Origin of the sequence: Streptomyces sp. NPDC059256 (assembly GCF_042753785.1) — a bacterium.
Lineage (GTDB): Bacteria > Actinomycetota > Actinomycetes > Streptomycetales > Streptomycetaceae > Streptomyces.
Genome location: NZ_JBHYZO010000008.1, coordinates 145,460 through 160,711, shown reverse-complemented (window position 1 = coordinate 160,711; position 15,252 = coordinate 145,460). Strand labels below are relative to the sequence as shown.

General features: G+C 69.2%; 12 protein-coding genes. 6 read left to right on the top strand and 6 right to left on the bottom strand.

What is annotated here, in order from left to right; genetic code table 11:
- Positions 1–14: 14 nt before the first annotated feature.
- From ACFXJL_RS20000 to ACFXJL_RS19985, 4 genes are all read right to left on the bottom strand, one after another.
- Complete coding sequence (locus tag ACFXJL_RS20000) at positions 15–2,276, bottom strand: ATP-binding cassette domain-containing protein (protein ID WP_384694192.1); 2,262 nt, start codon at positions 2,274–2,276, stop codon at positions 15–17.
- A gap of 123 nt (positions 2,277–2,399) precedes the next feature.
- Complete coding sequence (locus ACFXJL_RS19995; RefSeq protein ID WP_384694189.1) at positions 2,400–4,046, bottom strand: ABC-F family ATP-binding cassette domain-containing protein; 1,647 nt, start codon at positions 4,044–4,046, stop codon at positions 2,400–2,402.
- A 469-nt stretch (positions 4,047–4,515) separates the two neighbouring features.
- Positions 4,516–4,875: an SsgA family sporulation/cell division regulator gene (locus ACFXJL_RS19990; protein WP_329027886.1), complete on the bottom strand. Its 360-nt coding sequence runs from the start codon at positions 4,873–4,875 to the stop codon at positions 4,516–4,518.
- A 247-nt stretch (positions 4,876–5,122) separates the two neighbouring features.
- On the bottom strand, positions 5,123–5,527 hold the full coding sequence (locus ACFXJL_RS19985) for a (4Fe-4S)-binding protein (protein WP_384694186.1): 405 nt from the start codon (positions 5,525–5,527) through the stop codon (positions 5,123–5,125).
- Between the two features lie 116 nt (positions 5,528–5,643).
- Between ACFXJL_RS19985 and ACFXJL_RS19980 the strand changes: the two genes are divergently transcribed.
- Positions 5,644–6,753: a WD40/YVTN/BNR-like repeat-containing protein gene (locus tag ACFXJL_RS19980; RefSeq protein WP_384694183.1), complete on the top strand. Its 1,110-nt coding sequence runs from the start codon at positions 5,644–5,646 to the stop codon at positions 6,751–6,753.
- A gap of 217 nt (positions 6,754–6,970) precedes the next feature.
- Here ACFXJL_RS19980 and ACFXJL_RS19975 read toward each other — a convergent pair whose 3' ends face one another.
- Positions 6,971–7,270 carry a YciI family protein gene (locus tag ACFXJL_RS19975; protein WP_384633521.1) on the bottom strand — a complete coding sequence of 100 codons (300 nt, stop codon included), beginning with the start codon at positions 7,268–7,270 and terminating at the stop codon, positions 6,971–6,973.
- Positions 7,271–7,370: 100 nt separating this feature from the next.
- On the opposite strand from ACFXJL_RS19975, the gene ACFXJL_RS19970 reads away from it, so the two are divergent.
- Positions 7,371–7,865, top strand: coding sequence for a hypothetical protein (locus ACFXJL_RS19970; protein WP_384694180.1), 495 nt, complete (start codon positions 7,371–7,373; stop codon positions 7,863–7,865).
- 54 nt (positions 7,866–7,919) lie between these two features.
- Entirely contained in the window at positions 7,920–8,645 is a 726-nt protein-coding gene (locus ACFXJL_RS19965; protein WP_384694177.1) for an endonuclease V, read from the top strand.
- Positions 8,646–8,693: 48 nt separating this feature from the next.
- Here the strand turns inward: ACFXJL_RS19965 and ACFXJL_RS19960 are convergent, their stop codons facing one another.
- Positions 8,694–9,893, bottom strand: coding sequence for a saccharopine dehydrogenase family protein (locus tag ACFXJL_RS19960; RefSeq protein ID WP_384694174.1), 1,200 nt, complete (start codon positions 9,891–9,893; stop codon positions 8,694–8,696).
- 266 nt (positions 9,894–10,159) lie between these two features.
- Here ACFXJL_RS19960 and ACFXJL_RS19955 point away from each other — a divergent pair, with 266 nt between their 5' ends.
- The 3 genes from ACFXJL_RS19955 (at position 10,160) to ACFXJL_RS19945 (ending at position 15,189) form a co-directional block, all read left to right on the top strand.
- A complete protein-coding gene (locus ACFXJL_RS19955; protein ID WP_384694171.1) occupies positions 10,160–11,323 on the top strand; it encodes a CaiB/BaiF CoA transferase family protein in 1,164 nt (387 codons plus the stop codon).
- A 49-nt stretch (positions 11,324–11,372) separates the two neighbouring features.
- On the top strand, positions 11,373–12,587 hold the full coding sequence (locus tag ACFXJL_RS19950) for an acetyl-CoA C-acetyltransferase (RefSeq protein ID WP_358879330.1): 1,215 nt from the start codon (positions 11,373–11,375) through the stop codon (positions 12,585–12,587).
- 388 nt (positions 12,588–12,975) lie between these two features.
- On the top strand, positions 12,976–15,189 hold the full coding sequence (locus tag ACFXJL_RS19945; RefSeq protein WP_384694168.1) for a 3-hydroxyacyl-CoA dehydrogenase NAD-binding domain-containing protein: 2,214 nt from the start codon (positions 12,976–12,978) through the stop codon (positions 15,187–15,189).
- Positions 15,190–15,252: the final 63 nt, after the last annotated feature.

Below are 15,252 nucleotides of genomic sequence, written 5' to 3'. Positions count from 1 at the left end.
CAGCGCGGAAGCGTCTACTCCAGCCCCAGGTCACGGCGGAGGTAATCGGCGGTGAACGACTTGCGGTCCGCGAGCAGCCCTCGCGGCGTACCGGCGAAGACCACGGTGCCGCCGTGCTTGCCGCCCTCCGGCCCCATATCGATGATCCAGTCCGCCCGTTTCACCACGTCCATATGGTGCTCGACGCAGATCACCGAGTTTCCCGCGTCCACCAGGCGATCCAGCAAAGAGACCAGCACAGCCACGTCGGCCCGATGGAGTCCGGTGGTCGGCTCGTCCAGCACATACACACTTCCCGTACGGTGAAGTTGAGTGGCCAACTTGAGACGCTGCCGTTCCCCGCCCGACAGCGAGCTCAGTGGCTGCCCCAGGGTCAGATAGGTCAGCCCCACCTCGTTCAAGGTGTGCAGTTTGCGCAGCAGTGTGGGGTCCTCGAAGAAGTCGATGCCCTGGGCCGCGGTCATCTCCAGTACGTCGACGATGGACGCGCCCTTCACCCGGTGCTCCAGCACGGTCGAGTGGAAGCGCCGACCCTCGCAGTCGGGGCAGGTCAGCGTCACCGGGTCCATGAAGGCGAGGTCGGTGTGGATGACGCCCCGCCCTGAGCAGGTGGCGCAGGCCCCCTCGGAGTTGAAGCTGAAGAGGCCGGGTGACACGCCGTTGGCCCGCGCGAACACCGCGCGGATGGTGTCCATGAGCCCGAGGAACGAGGCCGGTGTCGACCGGGAAGAGGCCGTGATCGCGCCCTGGTCGATCACCACGGCTTCCGGGTGGGCCGCCGTGAACACCTGGGACACCAGTGTGGACTTGCCCGAGCCGGCGACCCCCGTCACCGCCGTCAGGACCCCGGTCGGGAACCGCACGTCGACGTTCTGGAGGTTGTGCAGGGCGGCACCGGTCAACGGCAGCCAACCCGTGGGGGTGCGTGATGACTGCTTGACCTCCAGCGGACTGCGCAGTGCCCTACCCGTGGGTGTGTCGGCCGCGCGCAGCCCGGCGACCGAACCCTCGTAGACCACATGACCACCGTGCCGACCGGCACCGGGGCCCATGTCGACGACATGGTCCGCGATGGTGATCACATCCGGGTCGTGCTCGACCACCAACACGGTGTTGCCCCGATCGCGCAGCCGGATCAGCAAATCGTTCAACCGGCTCACATCGCGGGCGTGCAGACCCGCGCTGGGCTCGTCGAAGATGAAGGTGAGTCCGGTGAGTGAACTCCCCAGATGCCGGATCATCTTCAGCCGTTGTCCTTCACCGCCGGAGAGGGTGGTGGTCTCCCGGTCGAGCGAGAGATAGCCCAGACCGATTCCCACCAGGCGCTCCACCTTCTCCCGGGCCGCGTCTGCGATGACGGAGGCCACCGGATCGTGGATTCGACCGAGTACCCCCACGAGGTCGGCGACCTCCATCGCGGCCCAGTCCGCGATGTTGAGACCGTCGATGCGACTGGAGAGTGCCGCTTTGTTGAGCCGCGCACCAGCGCAGGTGTGGCACCGGCTCTGGGTCACGAACCGGGCTGCCGCCTCCCTCCGCTTGACGGACAAGCCGGCGGTGTCCCGATTGAGGAAGAGCCTGGTGAACCGGCCGACCACGCCTTCGAAGCGCATCTGGACCGCACCCGATTCGAACTGCACCGGCACGGTGGAGTCCATTCCGTGGAGGAGCAGTTCACGTTCGTCGTCGGTGTAGTCGTCCAGGGGCTTGTCGGGATCGAACTGGCCCGACTCGGCGTAGAGCTTCCATTCCCAACTGCCCACGGACAGGCCCGGGAGCAGCAGCGCGCCGCCCCGCAACGATGCCGACCAGTCGATGGCGCGGTCGAGATCGAGACCCACGGTGCTGCCCACACCGTCGCACTCCGGGCACATCCCGGACGGATCGTTGAAGGAGTACGCGGTCGCGGCCCCCGCGCTCGGGGTGCCGTGGCGGGAGAACAGGACGCGCAGCACCGAGTAGATATCGGTCATCGTGCCCACGGTGGAGCGCACATTGCCGCCGATGGGTTTCTGGTCGACGACGATCGCCACCGAGAGCTCATCGATCGCGTCGGCGTGCGGGCGCTCGTACTTCGGCAGCCGGTTCCGCAGGAACGAGGTGAAGGTCTCGTTCAGCTGGCGTTGTGATTCGACGGCGATGGTGTCGAAGACCAGGGAGGACTTCCCCGACCCCGAGACTCCGGTGAAGACCGTGATCCGGTTCTTGGGGAGGGCGAGGGAGACGTCTCGGAGGTTGTTCTCACGGGCGCCGGTGATGACGATGTTCTCGGGCATGCCGATGACGCTAGCCAGGAATCCGGACACCCTCTGTCTGGATTCCTGGCCGTTGGCAACCGAGTGACGAGGCAGCGCCGATGGACCACGACTGCCGCGGCACCGGACTGCCGCGGCACCGGACTACTGGGGCACGTCCAACCGCCCCTCGCGTACGTCCTCCACGGTGATGTCATGGAGCCCGCCGTCCAACAGGAGCCAGCGCGTGACGCCGATGGACTCCAGGAATGGCACATCGTGGCTGGCCACGATCAACGCCCCCTCATAGGCGTCCAGCGCCGCCGTCAACCTGCGCACACTGGCCATGTCGAGATTGTTGGTCGGCTCGTCGAGCATCAACAGCTGTGGTGCCGGTTCCGCGAGGAGCAGCGCGGCGAGCGTCGCCCGGAAGCGCTCCCCGCCCGAGAGGGTCCCCGCGAGCTGGTCCGCCCGCGCGCCACGGAACAGGAAGCGCGCGAGCTGCGCCCGGATTCGGTTGTTGGTTGCGGCCGGGGCGAACCGTGCCACGTTCTCCACGACACTCAGTTCATCGACGAGGACGTCGAGCCGTTGCGGAAGGAAGCGCAGGGGGACCTCCGTGTCCGCCTGGCCCGAGACCGGTTCCACCTCGCCCGCGATCGTGCGCAGCAACGTGGTCTTGCCCGCGCCGTTGCGACCCACCAGGGCGACCCGCTCGGGACCGCGCAACTCGAACTCGCCCTGGAACGGAGCTCCGTAGCGCGGTTCCAACTCCGTGAGCCGCAGCACCCCCCGACCCGGATGGACCTGGGTGTAGGGGAGTTCGATGCGGATCTCGTCGTCGTCCCGGACCGCTTCCACGGCTTCGTCGAGCCGTTCCTTGGCCTCGGCCAGCTTTCCGGCGTGCATGATCTGGTGCTTGCCCGCGCTCACCTGCGCCGACCGCTTGCGCTCGCCCATCACGATCTTGGGTTCGCGTTTGGTGTCGTACATCTTCTGGCCGTAGCGCTTGCGGCGGGTCAACTTCACCTGGGCCGCCGCCAACTCGCGCTTCTGCCGCTGGACGTCGGCCTCCGCTACCCGGACCATGCGCTCGGCCGCCTCCTGCTGGACCGCGAGCGCCTCCTCGTACGCGGAGTAGTTCCCTCCGTACCAGGCGACCTCGCCTTCGCGTAGGTCGGCGATCTGGTCCACCCGTTCCAGGAGTTCGCGATCGTGGCTGACCACCACCATCACGCCGGACCAGGAGTCCACGGTGTCGTACAACCGCCGTCGCGCATGGAGGTCCAGGTTGTTCGTCGGTTCGTCGAGCAGCAGGACGGCGGGTCGGGCCAGTGTCAGTGCGGCGAGGCGCAACAGCACGCCCTCGCCGCCGGACACCTCGCCGAGCGTACGGTCGAGTCCGATGCGGCCGAGGCCGAGTTGGTCGAGCGTTGCACGGGCCCGCTCCTCGATGTCCCAGTCGTCCCCCACCGTTGTGAAGTTCTCCTCGCTCGCCTCACCCGCCTCGATGGCGTGCAGCGCGTTGCGTTTCGCCGCGATGCCCAGGACGTCGTCGACGCGCAACTCCGTGTCGAGCACCACGTTCTGCGGGAGGTAGCCGACCTCGCCCATGGTGCGGACCGTGCCCTCGGTGGGGGCGAGGTCCGAGGCGATCAGTTTGAGCAGGGTCGACTTCCCCGAGCCGTTGAGCCCGATGAGCCCGGTGCGGCCCGGGCCTACCGAGAGGTGGAAGTCGTCGAAGACCGCCGTTCCGTCCGGCCAGGCGAAGGAGAGGGCGGAGCAGGTGATGAAAGTGGGGGCAGTAGACATGGAGCCTCCGGGTTGCTTGGTTCGTACAAGGCAGCAACGGGAGACACCGGGATACGTGTGCGAGGCCACGCCGGAAGGGGGAAAACGCCGGGCGGTCAGGACGGCTCATGGGGCCGAGGTCGCACGCGCTGCACACCTGCCGGAACGGCGGTGGCACACGGTGTCTCAGACCTCAGACGAGCAACGTCCTTCTCCTCACGAGCGGCAATGGAACGGTCCCACCGTAAGAAGGGCCGGGGGGCACTGTCAATGCGATATCGATGCGCACGCCCGAGGATCGGGTCGGTGCTGATCCGCATGAGCCGGTCGGTTGAACCCGCGTGGGTCGGCAGGGCACGGGGTCGTCCTCCTCCCGGCCAGCCGTGTGAGACGAAGTGCGGGTCCGACGGCAGACCGGGCGGGGTGCTCAGACCTGGCCTGAGCGCTGGCGCTTATGGCCTGGCGCCCGCCGAGTACTGCGGGACAGCCCTCAGCGGCCGTTGCGCAGCAACTCGGACAGTCCCTGGTCGAGGTTGAGGTACTGGTACTCCCGCCCCCAGGGCACCGCACCCTGCGCCCTTCGCAGGAATCGGCGCAGCTCACCGGTGCGCAGATGCACGATCGCCACCCCTTGGGGCGCACGGAACTCCACAGCCGTCCGGTCGTAGCCGTAGGGCCGTACGCGTACATCGCCGACTCCGGACGGTGCGCTGACCCCTGCCGCCAGCAGCTCTCGTCCAAAGGCCCAGGTGACCTCGGAGTCCTCCAGGGTCGCGGGGGCCGGGAAATGCATCCGAACGGCAAAAGGGTCTCTTGAGTCATAACGCAGCGTCACCGGGACGGTCGCCATGCGGGGCGCTGAAGCGACCAGACGCGCCTGGAGGGCCTGCTCGATGACGGTGACGGTCGACAAGAAAATGCTCCTTTGCACATGGTCGGCTCGCGCCTCACTCACAGGGGTGAAGACGTGGGAATCGGCCATCGCGTGCATCGTGGAGCTGCGTGAGTTGTGTCACCGAGGCTCCGATCGGGCGACGCCCGCAGCAGGCAGGGGCCCGGTCCTGCGTATACCGTCGCGCTCCGCTTCGCTCAGTTGGTCACTCGGTGCCACAGCGGCCCGAATGGTCGCAGTACGGTTGGTTTTCGCTAGCTCCGCAACCACAGAGAGTCACTCTGGTCTCCTGGCTGTCGCCCTCCTCCGACCGGACGATCAGATCGCCCCGGATCACCAGTTGCCCCACTGCGGTGGGAGTGACCAGGGTGGGTCGGTCGGGTTCCTCGTCCGTGCCGTCGGAGTACTGGTAGCGCAGGGCGCTAGAAGGGCAGCGGCGCACCACCTCGGCGACCTGGTCCGCCGGTGCGTCGTCCGGGGAGATCCAGGGGCGCCGTTCGAGGTCGAAGACCTGGGACAGTCCTCGGACGCACTCGGCCGCGTGGAGACAGCGCCGGGGCGCGAAGGTCACGGTGATCTCCCGGCCTGTGTACTCCTTGGGCTGGGCCATGGTTCCAGCGTAGGAACGAGTGCCGCGGCCCGCACCCGGGAGCGCCCGCCGGGGAGGCCGGATCGCGCCCTGGACGGGCCGGGGCCGCTGGGCTAGCTTCCAGCGCCATGACCTCCATGGGGAAGACGAGACGGTTGGTGTCGATGGGGCTGGGTGCAGCCGTACTCGCCGCCTCCCTGCTGACTCCGGCGCAGGCGGCACCCGTCGGCAACGACCATCAGACCGCCGGCGGGCACGACGAGCGAACCCCACGCGCGACGATCTGGAGCCTGAAGGGCACCGGCACCGACGTACGCTTCCGCGGGCTCGCCGCGGTCAGCCGCACCACCGCCTGGGTAGCCGGCTCCAAGGGCACGGTGCTGCGCACGGCCGACGCCGGTCGCAGCTGGCGAAACGTCTCACCACCAGGTGCCGAGGGGTTGGAGTTCCGCGATGTCGAGGCGTTCGACCAGCGCAGGGCGGTGGTCCTCGCCATCGGGGAGGGCGAGGCGTCCCGCGTCCTGCGCACCAGCGACGGCGGAGCCTCCTGGACCGAGTCCTTCCGCAACGCGGACCCGCGGGCCTTCTACGACTGCATGACCTTCTTCGACAGCCGCCATGGGCTCGCCCTGAGCGACCCGGTGGACGGCGCGTTCCGCATCCTCGCCACCCGCGACGGCGGACGCTCCTGGCGCGTGCTCCCCAGCGCCGGAATGCCCCCCGCCCAGCAGGGTGAAGCGGGTTTTGCGGCCAGCGGCCAGTGCCTGGTCAGCTCCGGCCCCCGCGATGTGTGGTTCGCGACCGGGGGAGGAGCGACGGCCAGAGTCTTCCACTCCGCCGACCGGGGCTCGACCTGGTCGGTCACCGAGTCCGGCATCCCCGCCGCCGATCCCGCCCGAGGGGTGTTCGCCCTCGCCTTCCACGGCCGTGGACACGGACTGGCGGTCGGCGGTGACTACCGCACCGGCCAGCCGTCGCCGCAGGCCGCTGCCGTGAGCCGGGACGGCGGACGGAACTGGCGGCCGGCGACGTCCCCGCCGCCCGCCTATCGATCCGGTGTGACCTGGCTGCCCCACACCTTGGTCGCGGCGCTCGCCGTCGGTCCGACCGGTACGGATCTGACCGTGGACGGAGGCAGGAACTGGCACACCGTCGACACCGGCTCGTACGACACCGTCGACTGCGCCGCGGACACCGGTTGCTGGGCTTCGGGGGAGAAGGGCAGGGTCGCCCGGCTGGAACCGTAGCGCCCGAAAGCACAGAGACGCCCGAAAGCACTGAGACGACTGAGAATACTGAGACGACCGAAAGCGCCGATGCGGTCGGGACCGAGGGGACGAAAGGCCCCGACCGCTGCCCGTGCCCGTTTCCAACTAAGGCGGAGGCGGAGGCGGAGACCTATAAGGCGGAGGCGGAGGCGGAGACCGAGACGAAGGCGCAGGCCAGCCTCAGCCCCGCCCTGGACTAGGACCTGGGGTGCTGGCGGTAGGGGGCGAGTTCCGGAACCGTCCGCGTGGCGATAAACTCCGTGATCCGGTACTCACACACCCCGCCGGTGGTGAAGGGGTCGTCCGCGGCGATCCGCTCGATCTGCTCACGGTCGTCGCCCACCGCCAGGATCACCCCGCCGTCGCGCGGGTCCTTCCGCCCGGACGCCAGGAAGACACCCTTCTCGTACCAGGTGTTCAGCCAGGTCAGATGCGCGTCCATCAGCTCATCGGCCCGCTCCGAGCCACCCGTGTACGTCAACTCCAGTACGAACATGGCCGTCAGGCTACGCCACGGACTCTGCGCGCACCGGGGCGGGCGACGGCGTGGTGGCCGAGTGGCAGGACTGTCGGTGCCGTGTGCTTCCATGCCGGTCATGGATGACTCACCCGGTATGTGGATCACTGCGGTTCCGGCGTTCGACCCGGACGACATCGGTGTGCTGCTCGCGCTCGACGAGGGATCGGCCGACCCCGGCGAGCGCATGGTCTCCGTACTGCTCAACCGCGGCCACGAGGGGGAGGAGGGAGTGTTCTACCTGCTGCCGCACGACCTGTCGGCACGGTACGAGCGCACCGGTGACCGGCTCGCGGTCAGCCTCATGGCCTCCCGACAGGTGCTCCTCCACGATCTGGCCGATCACCCGGGCCGATTGGGTGAGCAGTTGATCGATCTCCCGCGCGATGCCGCCGATGCGGATCGGGTGGCCCTGATGCGCAGGGAGATCGCGACCGACTTCGTCCCCGCCGAACTGGACGGCGACAAACAGGCCGTACTCCTCATCCACCACGCGGGACCTGCCGTGCTCGAAGAGCTCTTCGCGCGGTTCGACGAGGGGGAGGCCGGTATCGCCGTCCTGAACGCCGACTGAGCTCGCTGGACACCTCCGAACCGAATCACCACAGCCCCTACGCTGAGGCGCACCATGAAGATCATTGACCTGCCCGCCGACTGGCCCGCCGACGAAAGCACCGCCCTGGCGGTTCAAGACGCACTGCGGGATCGACTCGTTCTGGACGAACCGGGACCGGAGCCCGGCACGGGACACGTGACCGGCGTGGACGTGGCCTACGACGACGACCTCGATCTCGTCGCCGCGGCAGCCGTCGTCCTCGATGCCCGCACCCACACGGTCATCGAGCAGAGCACCGCGGTGTGCAGGGTCGCCTTTCCCTACGTACCCGGCCTCCTGGCCTTCCGGGAGATCCCCGCCGTACTCGGCGCGCTGGCCGCACTGACGGGTGATCCGGGGCTGCTCGTGTGCGACGGCTATGGGCGGGCGCATCCACGGAGGTTCGGCCTCGCGAGCCATCTGGGCGTGCTGACGGGACTGCCCAGCATCGGTGTGGCCAAGAACCCGTTCGTCTTCAGCCATCACGAACCCGGTCCGCACCGCGGCGAAACCGCGCCCCTGATCGCCGACGATGGCGAGGAGGTCGGCCGCGCACTACGCACCCAGGACCGGGTGAAGCCCGTGTACGTATCGGTCGGACACCGGATCTCCCTCGACCACGCCTGCGCCCACACCCTCCAGTTGGCGTCCCGCTTCCGGCTTCCGGAGAGCACACGCCGGGCCGATCGGCTCTGCCGCGATGCCCTTGCCGAGGCCGTCTCCTCCGTGGCTCCTACGGAGTCCGGTCGCGGTGTCTGAGCCCGTGCCGCGGTGTCCGAGCCCGACCGGTCCCGCGCGGCCGAGGTCTCAGCAGCGGGCCGCCACCCGAAAGCGGATGCCCGCCGTCTGGAGCCGTTCCAGCAACGCGTCGCCCATGGCGACCGCCGGCGTCAGCTGTCCCGAGTGGTTCGGCAACGGGTCGAAGGCCAGCGACAGCGCGGATTCCGCGAAGATCTTCGCCGTCTCGTCGTAGCCGGGATCTCCCCCCGACACCTCCGTGTAGACCTTCCGCCCGCCTCCCTCGCCCACGAAGCGCACCGAGAACCAACTCCTGGCCCGACGCTCCTCGGTGGGACCATCGCCCGGTTTGACCACCGTCGAGAACCACCTTCGGGCCAGGGGGAGTTGGGCGAGCCCCACCAGGGTGCCCACGGCGGCCACCCCGCCGAGGGCCACCGGGAGCGAGTTCACCGCCGCGTAGTGCCGGTAGCGGAAGTCCGGGCCGTAGCGGGGGAGCGCACGGGCCGAACGCGCGATGATCTGCGGATCGATCAGCGGTAGCGGCAGCGCCCAGGCGCCGGTTTCCCGACTGAATCGGGGACCCCCCAACGGTGACCGGGCCCGTCGTCCCACCAGCCGCGGCTCGTGCAACCTGCGCTCCCGCGCGGCCTGCAAGGACTTCCTTCCCCGCCCCAGCACATTGAGTGCCGATGCGAGGGTGCCGCCGGAGAACGCGGCACGGGTACGAACGAACCCGTCCACCTTCAACGGCACGCCTTCGGGAAGCTCGCGGACGGTGAAGTAGACACCGAGATCGTGCGGCACGGAGTCGAACCCGCAGGCGTGGACCAGTCGGGCGCCGGTCTCCCGGGCCCGCGCATCGTGGCGCACGAACATCAGATCGACGAACTCCGGCTCGCCGGTGAGGTCGAGGTAGTCGGTGCCGGCATCGGCGCAGGCGGCGACCAACCCCTCCCCGTGCCAGAGGTAGGGGCCGACGGTCGATGCCACCACCCGGGCGGAGGCGGCGAGTTCACCGACCGCCCGGGCGTCGTCGGACGCCGCCACGATGAGGGGCAGCTCGGCGCACTCGGGATGCTGCACGGAGAGCGAATTGCGCAGTTGTTCGAGTTTCTGTCGACTGCGGCCGGCAATGGCCCAGCGGCACCCCTCGGGTGCGTGTCGGGCGAGGTACCGGGCGGTGAGTTCGCCGACGAACCCGGTCGCTCCGAAGATCACGATGTCATGGGGACGCTCTGTGCCGCCGGTCCCGTCCTGGCCGTTCACTGGTTCCTCCGCCCTCGCGCCGCTGTCCACGGCAGCCGAGGCTAGCGTGCACGCGCGCACCGGAAGAAGACGGGCTTGCCGTGGGCGATCCGGGCCCTGCCGGAGCCGGGTGGCGGCGCCCGGTCGGGTCCGTCAAAGCGACGCGCCCGGCGCCCGGGCGGGAACCTTGTCACGAGTGGAACGCGTTCTTACCATCACCGATGTCGCATCAGTTCTGTCATACCTTCGCATCTGTCATATCCGTTCCATCTACTGCTGGGAGCCCGATGACGGCCACGCCCGAGCCGACCCGCACGACAGCACACACCCACGGACCGCTCACGGGCGTACGCGTGGTGGAACTCGCGGGCATCGGCCCCGGGCCGTTCGCCGCCATGCTGCTTGCCGACCTCGGAGCCGATGTGGTCCGCGTCGACCGACCCGGTGGTGCGGGGCTGGCCATCGACCCGGCGTACGACCTCACCAATCGCAACAAACGGTCCGTCCTCATCGATCTAAAGACCGAGCAGGGCGTCGTCCAGGTCCTCGACCTGGTGGAGCGCGCGGACATCCTGATCGAGGGCTACCGGCCAGGCGTCGCCGAACGGCTCGGCGTCGGACCCGCCGAATGCCACGTGCGCAACCCCCAACTGGTCTACGGCCGGATGACCGGCTGGGGCCAGGACGGGCCGCTCGCCGAACGAGCCGGCCACGACCTCGCCTACATCGCCGTCACCGGCACCCTCGGCATGATCGGCAAACCCGACGAGCCCCCGGTCGCGCCGGCCAACATCCTCGGGGACTACGCGGGCGGCTCGCTCTACCTGGTGATCGGAGTGCTGGCCGCACTGCAACACGCCCGTACGGGAACGGGCCGGGGTCAAGTCGTCGATGCCGCCATCGTCGACGGCGCAAGCCACCTCTCCACCATGGTCCACGCCATGATGGCGGCCGGAGGCTGGCAGGACCGCCGCGGCAGCAATCTGCTGGACGGCGGCTGCCCCTTCTACGGCACGTACGAGACCGCCGACGGCGAGTACATGGCAGTCGCCCCGCTGGAGCAGCAGTTCTACCGAGAGTTCATCCGACTCCTCGGCGTCGAGGGCGAGGTGCCCGCCCGCAAGGACTTCGCACGCTGGGGTGAGCTGCGTGAGGCCATCGCCGCCCAGTTCAAGACCCGCACCCGTGACCAGTGGACGCTGGTCTTCGAAGGCACCGACGCCTGTGTCGCGCCGGTTCTCTCCCTCCGGGAAGCGCCCACGCACCCGCACCTCGCCGCCCGTGGCACCTTCGTCGACCACCTCGGGGTCGTCCAGCCGGCCCCCGCCCCTCGATTCTCCGCGACGCCAGGCGCGGTGCGCACCGGGCCCGCCCTGCCCGGCGCCGACACGGAGGCGGTGGGCAGGGACTGGGGCGTTCCCGGTCTCCGGACCTCAGTGGCTCCGAGCTAGCCGACGGCAGGCGACCGCCCGCGACCCGTACCTCCGAAAGGCTGTTGACGTGAGTACCGAAGCGTATGTGTACGACGCGATCCGCACTCCTCGCGGACGCGGGAAGGCCGACGGAGCGCTCCACGGCACCAAACCGATCGACCTCGTCGTCGGACTGATCCAGGAGGTCCGTCGCCGCCACCCCTCGCTCGACCCCGCGGCGATCGACGATGTCGTGCTCGGCGTGGTCGGCCCGGTCGGTGACCAGGGCTCCGACATCGCCCGGATCGCCGCCATCGCCGCCGGGCTCCCCGACACGGTCGCCGGGGTACAGGAGAACCGCTTCTGCGCCTCGGGTCTGGAAGCAGTCAACATGGCGGCGATGAAGGTCCGCTCCGGCTGGGAGGACCTGGTCCTCGCCGGCGGCGTCGAGTCCATGTCCCGGGTGCCGATGGCATCGGACGGCGGCGCCTGGTTCGCCGACCCGATGACCAATCACACGGTCGGCTTCGTCCCCCAGGGCATCGGGGCCGACCTCATCGCCACCATCGAGGGCTTCTCCCGCCGCGACGTCGACGAGTACGCCGCGCTCTCGCAGGAGCGCGCCGCCCAGGCATGGAAGGACGGCCGCTTCGACCGGTCGATCGTTCCGGTCCGCGACCGCAACGGCCTCGTCGTCCTCGACCGCGACGAACACATGCGCCCCGGCACCACCGCCGACTCCCTCGCCGCGCTCAAGCCGGCCTTCGCGGGCATCGGCGACCTCGGTGGCTTCGACGCGGTGGCACTCCAGAAGTACCACTGGGTCGAACAGATCGACCATGTGCACCACGCGGGCAACTCGTCCGGCATCGTCGACGGGGCGGCGCTGGTGGCGATCGGGTCGCGCGCCATCGGCGAGCGGTACGGGCTCACCCCACGGGCGCGGATCGTCTCCGCCGCCGTCTCCGGGTCGGAACCGACCATCATGCTCACGGGGCCTGCGCCCGCCACCCGCAAGGCGCTCGCCAGAGCCGGGCTCACCATCGGGGACATGGACCTCATCGAGATCAACGAGGCGTTCGCCGGGGTGGTCCTGCGGTTCGCCCGCGATCTGGACCTGCCCTTGGATCGGATCAACGTCAATGGCGGTGCCATCGCCCTGGGGCATCCGCTGGGCGCGACGGGAGCGATGATCCTCGGCACCCTCGTCGACGAACTGGAACGCCAGGACAAGAGGTACGGGCTGGTCACCCTGTGCGTCGGGGGTGGCATGGGCATCGCGACCGTGGTGGAACGCGTCTAGGCCGTGTCTGACCCATCGCGCCTGGTCCGCGACGCCCTGCACGCCCTCCCCCTGTGCCTGGCGGTACGGGAGGTACCCCTCGCTGCGTTGTCGGAGTCACCCGAGTACGTCCGGTAGGAGAGCGACCCTCCGCCTTGCGATGCGGGGATACCCCCCGGCCGCAGGCCGAGGGTGAGCACCGGACGCAGCCGACACCGCTCTCCGGGCGGTGCGAGGTCATATGTCAGACACAACCCATCCGTCCCCCGGCAGCCACCTTCCCGGCCGTCGACCCCGGGCGAGCACCCATCGGGGCCAGGGGCATCTCGTGAGCAATGCAGATGCCCGTCCCCGGATCCCCGGACCAGCTGACAAGCCGTCCAGCCCACCAGGATTCCAAGGACCCGCCATGACCGAGAGCACCGAGAGCACCGAGAGCACTGAGAACACTGAGAGCACCCCTGTGATCCGTTGGGAACGGGACGGCACCGGTGTCGTCACCCTCGTCCTCGACGACCCCCACCAGTCCGCCAACACCATGAACCAGGCGTTCCGACAAGCGCTCTCCGCCGTCGCCGACCGAGCCGAAGCCGAACGAGACTCGATCCGGGGGATCATCGTCACCTCCGCCAAGAAGACCTTCTTCGCCGGCGGTGACCTCAAGGACCTCCTCCGGGCGGGACCTGCGGATGCGCAGCAGATCTTCGACGCCGGCATGTCCGTCAAACAGGCGCTGCGCAGGATCGAGACCCTCGGCAAACCCGTCGTGGCCGCCATCAACGGAGCAGCGCTCGGCGGCGGCTACGAAATCGCCCTCGCCTGTCACCACCGCATCGCGCTCGATGCTCCCGGCTCCCGGATCGGTCTGCCCGAAGTCACCCTGGGGCTGCTTCCCGGCGGTGGGGGCATCACCCGGACAGTCCGGCTGTTCGGCGTCGCGGACGCCCTGCTCAAACTGCTCCTCCAGGGCACCCAGTACACCCCCGCACGGGCCCTGGAGAACGGCTTGGTCCACGAAGTCGCCACTTCGGTACAGGACATGATGACCCGGGCACACGCCTTCATCGACGCCCACCCCGAGTCACAGCAGCCCTGGGACGTCAAGGGGTACAAGATCCCCGGTGGCACCCCCTCCAACCCGCGGTTCGCCGCGGACCTCCCGGCGTATCCGGCGAACCTCAAGAAGCAGACGGGGGGCGCTCCCTTCCCCGCACCGCGCAACATCCTCGCCGCGGCCGTCGAGGGGTCCCAGGTCGGCTTTGAGACCGCGCAGACCATCGAGGCGCGCTACTTCACCGAACTGGTCGTCGGACAGACCGCGAAGAACATGATCCAGGCCCTGTTCTTCGATCTCCAGGCGGTGAACTCCGGCGCCAGCAGGCCGCGGGGCATCGAGCCGCGACCGGTCCGCAAGGTGGCGGTCCTCGGCGCGGGCATGATGGGTGCGGGCATCGCCTACTCCTGTGCGCGGGCCGGGATCGACGTCGTCCTCAAGGACGTGTCACTCGACGGCGCACGCAACGGCAAGGCGTACGCGGAGCGACTGTTGGCCAAGGCGCTCTCCCGCGGCCGGACCACCGAGGCCAAACGGGACGCCCTGCTGGCTCGTATCACCCCCACCGCGGATCCGGCGGACCTCGCGGGCTGTGACGCGGTGATCGAGGCCGTCTTCGAGGACACCGCGCTCAAGCACCAGGTGTTCCAGGAGATCCAGGACATCGTCGCCCCGGACGCCCTGCTGTGTTCCAACACCTCGACCCTGCCGATCACCCTCCTGGCCAAAGGGGTCGAGCGGCCCGCGGACTTCGCCGGGCTCCACTTCTTCTCACCCGTCGACAAGATGCCGCTGGTGGAGATCATCAGGGGCGAGCACACCGGTGATCCGGCGTTGGCCCGCGCCTTCGACCTCGTACGCCACATCGGGAAGACACCGATCGTCGTCCAGGACTCCCGGGGGTTCTTCACCTCGCGGGTCATCGGCCGGTTCATCAACGAAGGCGTCGCCATGGTCGGAGAGGGCATCGACCCCGCGTCCGTCGAACAGGCTGCGGCGCAGGCCGGCTATCCCGCCAAGGTTCTCTCCCTGATGGACGAACTGACGTTGACACTGCCTCGAAGGATCCGTGAGGAGACCCGGCGCGCGGTCGAGGAGTCGGGCGACCGCTGGATCGCGCACCCCGCCGACGAGGTCATCGACCGGATGGTCGACGAGTTCGGTCGCACCGGCCGCAGTGCGGGAGCCGGTTTCTACGAGTACGAGAACGGGCGGCGCACCCACCTCTGGCCCGGTCTGCGCACCCACTTCACCCGAACTGATGTGGACGTGCCCTTCGAGGACATGCAGGAGCGAATGCTCTTCGCCGAAGCGCTGGACTCGGTGCGCTGTGTGGAAGAGGGCGTCCTGACGTCCGTCGCCGACGCCAACATCGGCTCCATCATGGGCATCGGATTCCCGGCCTGGACGGGCGGCGTGCTCCAGTACATCAACGGGTACGCCGGTGGCGTTCCCGGCTTCCTGGCGCGCTCTCGGGAGCTGGCGGCCCGCTATGGCGAGCGCTTCGAACCCCCCGCGTTGCTGGTGGCGAAGGCCGAGCGGGGGGAGACGTTCACCGACGGGCGTTGATCGGCCGGTGGGATCCGGAGCGAGTGATGCCACAGCGCTCGCTCCGGGGCCCGCTCAGGCGGA

Bases quoted from the DNA above. Each gene is read 5' to 3' on its own strand.
- ACFXJL_RS20000 (WP_384694192.1), bottom strand. From the start codon at position 2,276: ATGCCCGAGAACATCGTCATCACCGGCGCCCGTGAGAACAACCTCCGA.
- ACFXJL_RS19995 (WP_384694189.1), bottom strand. From the start codon at position 4,046: ATGTCTACTGCCCCCACTTTCATCACCTGCTCCGCCCTCTCCTTCGCC.
- ACFXJL_RS19990 (WP_329027886.1), bottom strand. From the start codon at position 4,875: ATGGCGACCGTCCCGGTGACGCTGCGTTATGACTCAAGAGACCCTTTT.
- ACFXJL_RS19985 (WP_384694186.1), bottom strand. From the start codon at position 5,527: ATGGCCCAGCCCAAGGAGTACACAGGCCGGGAGATCACCGTGACCTTC.
- ACFXJL_RS19980 (WP_384694183.1), top strand. From the start codon at position 5,644: ATGGGGAAGACGAGACGGTTGGTGTCGATGGGGCTGGGTGCAGCCGTA.
- ACFXJL_RS19975 (WP_384633521.1), bottom strand. From the start codon at position 7,270: ATGTTCGTACTGGAGTTGACGTACACGGGTGGCTCGGAGCGGGCCGAT.
- ACFXJL_RS19970 (WP_384694180.1), top strand. From the start codon at position 7,371: ATGGATGACTCACCCGGTATGTGGATCACTGCGGTTCCGGCGTTCGAC.
- ACFXJL_RS19965 (WP_384694177.1), top strand. From the start codon at position 7,920: ATGAAGATCATTGACCTGCCCGCCGACTGGCCCGCCGACGAAAGCACC.
- ACFXJL_RS19955 (WP_384694171.1), top strand. From the start codon at position 10,160: ATGACGGCCACGCCCGAGCCGACCCGCACGACAGCACACACCCACGGA.
- ACFXJL_RS19945 (WP_384694168.1), top strand. From the start codon at position 12,976: ATGACCGAGAGCACCGAGAGCACCGAGAGCACTGAGAACACTGAGAGC.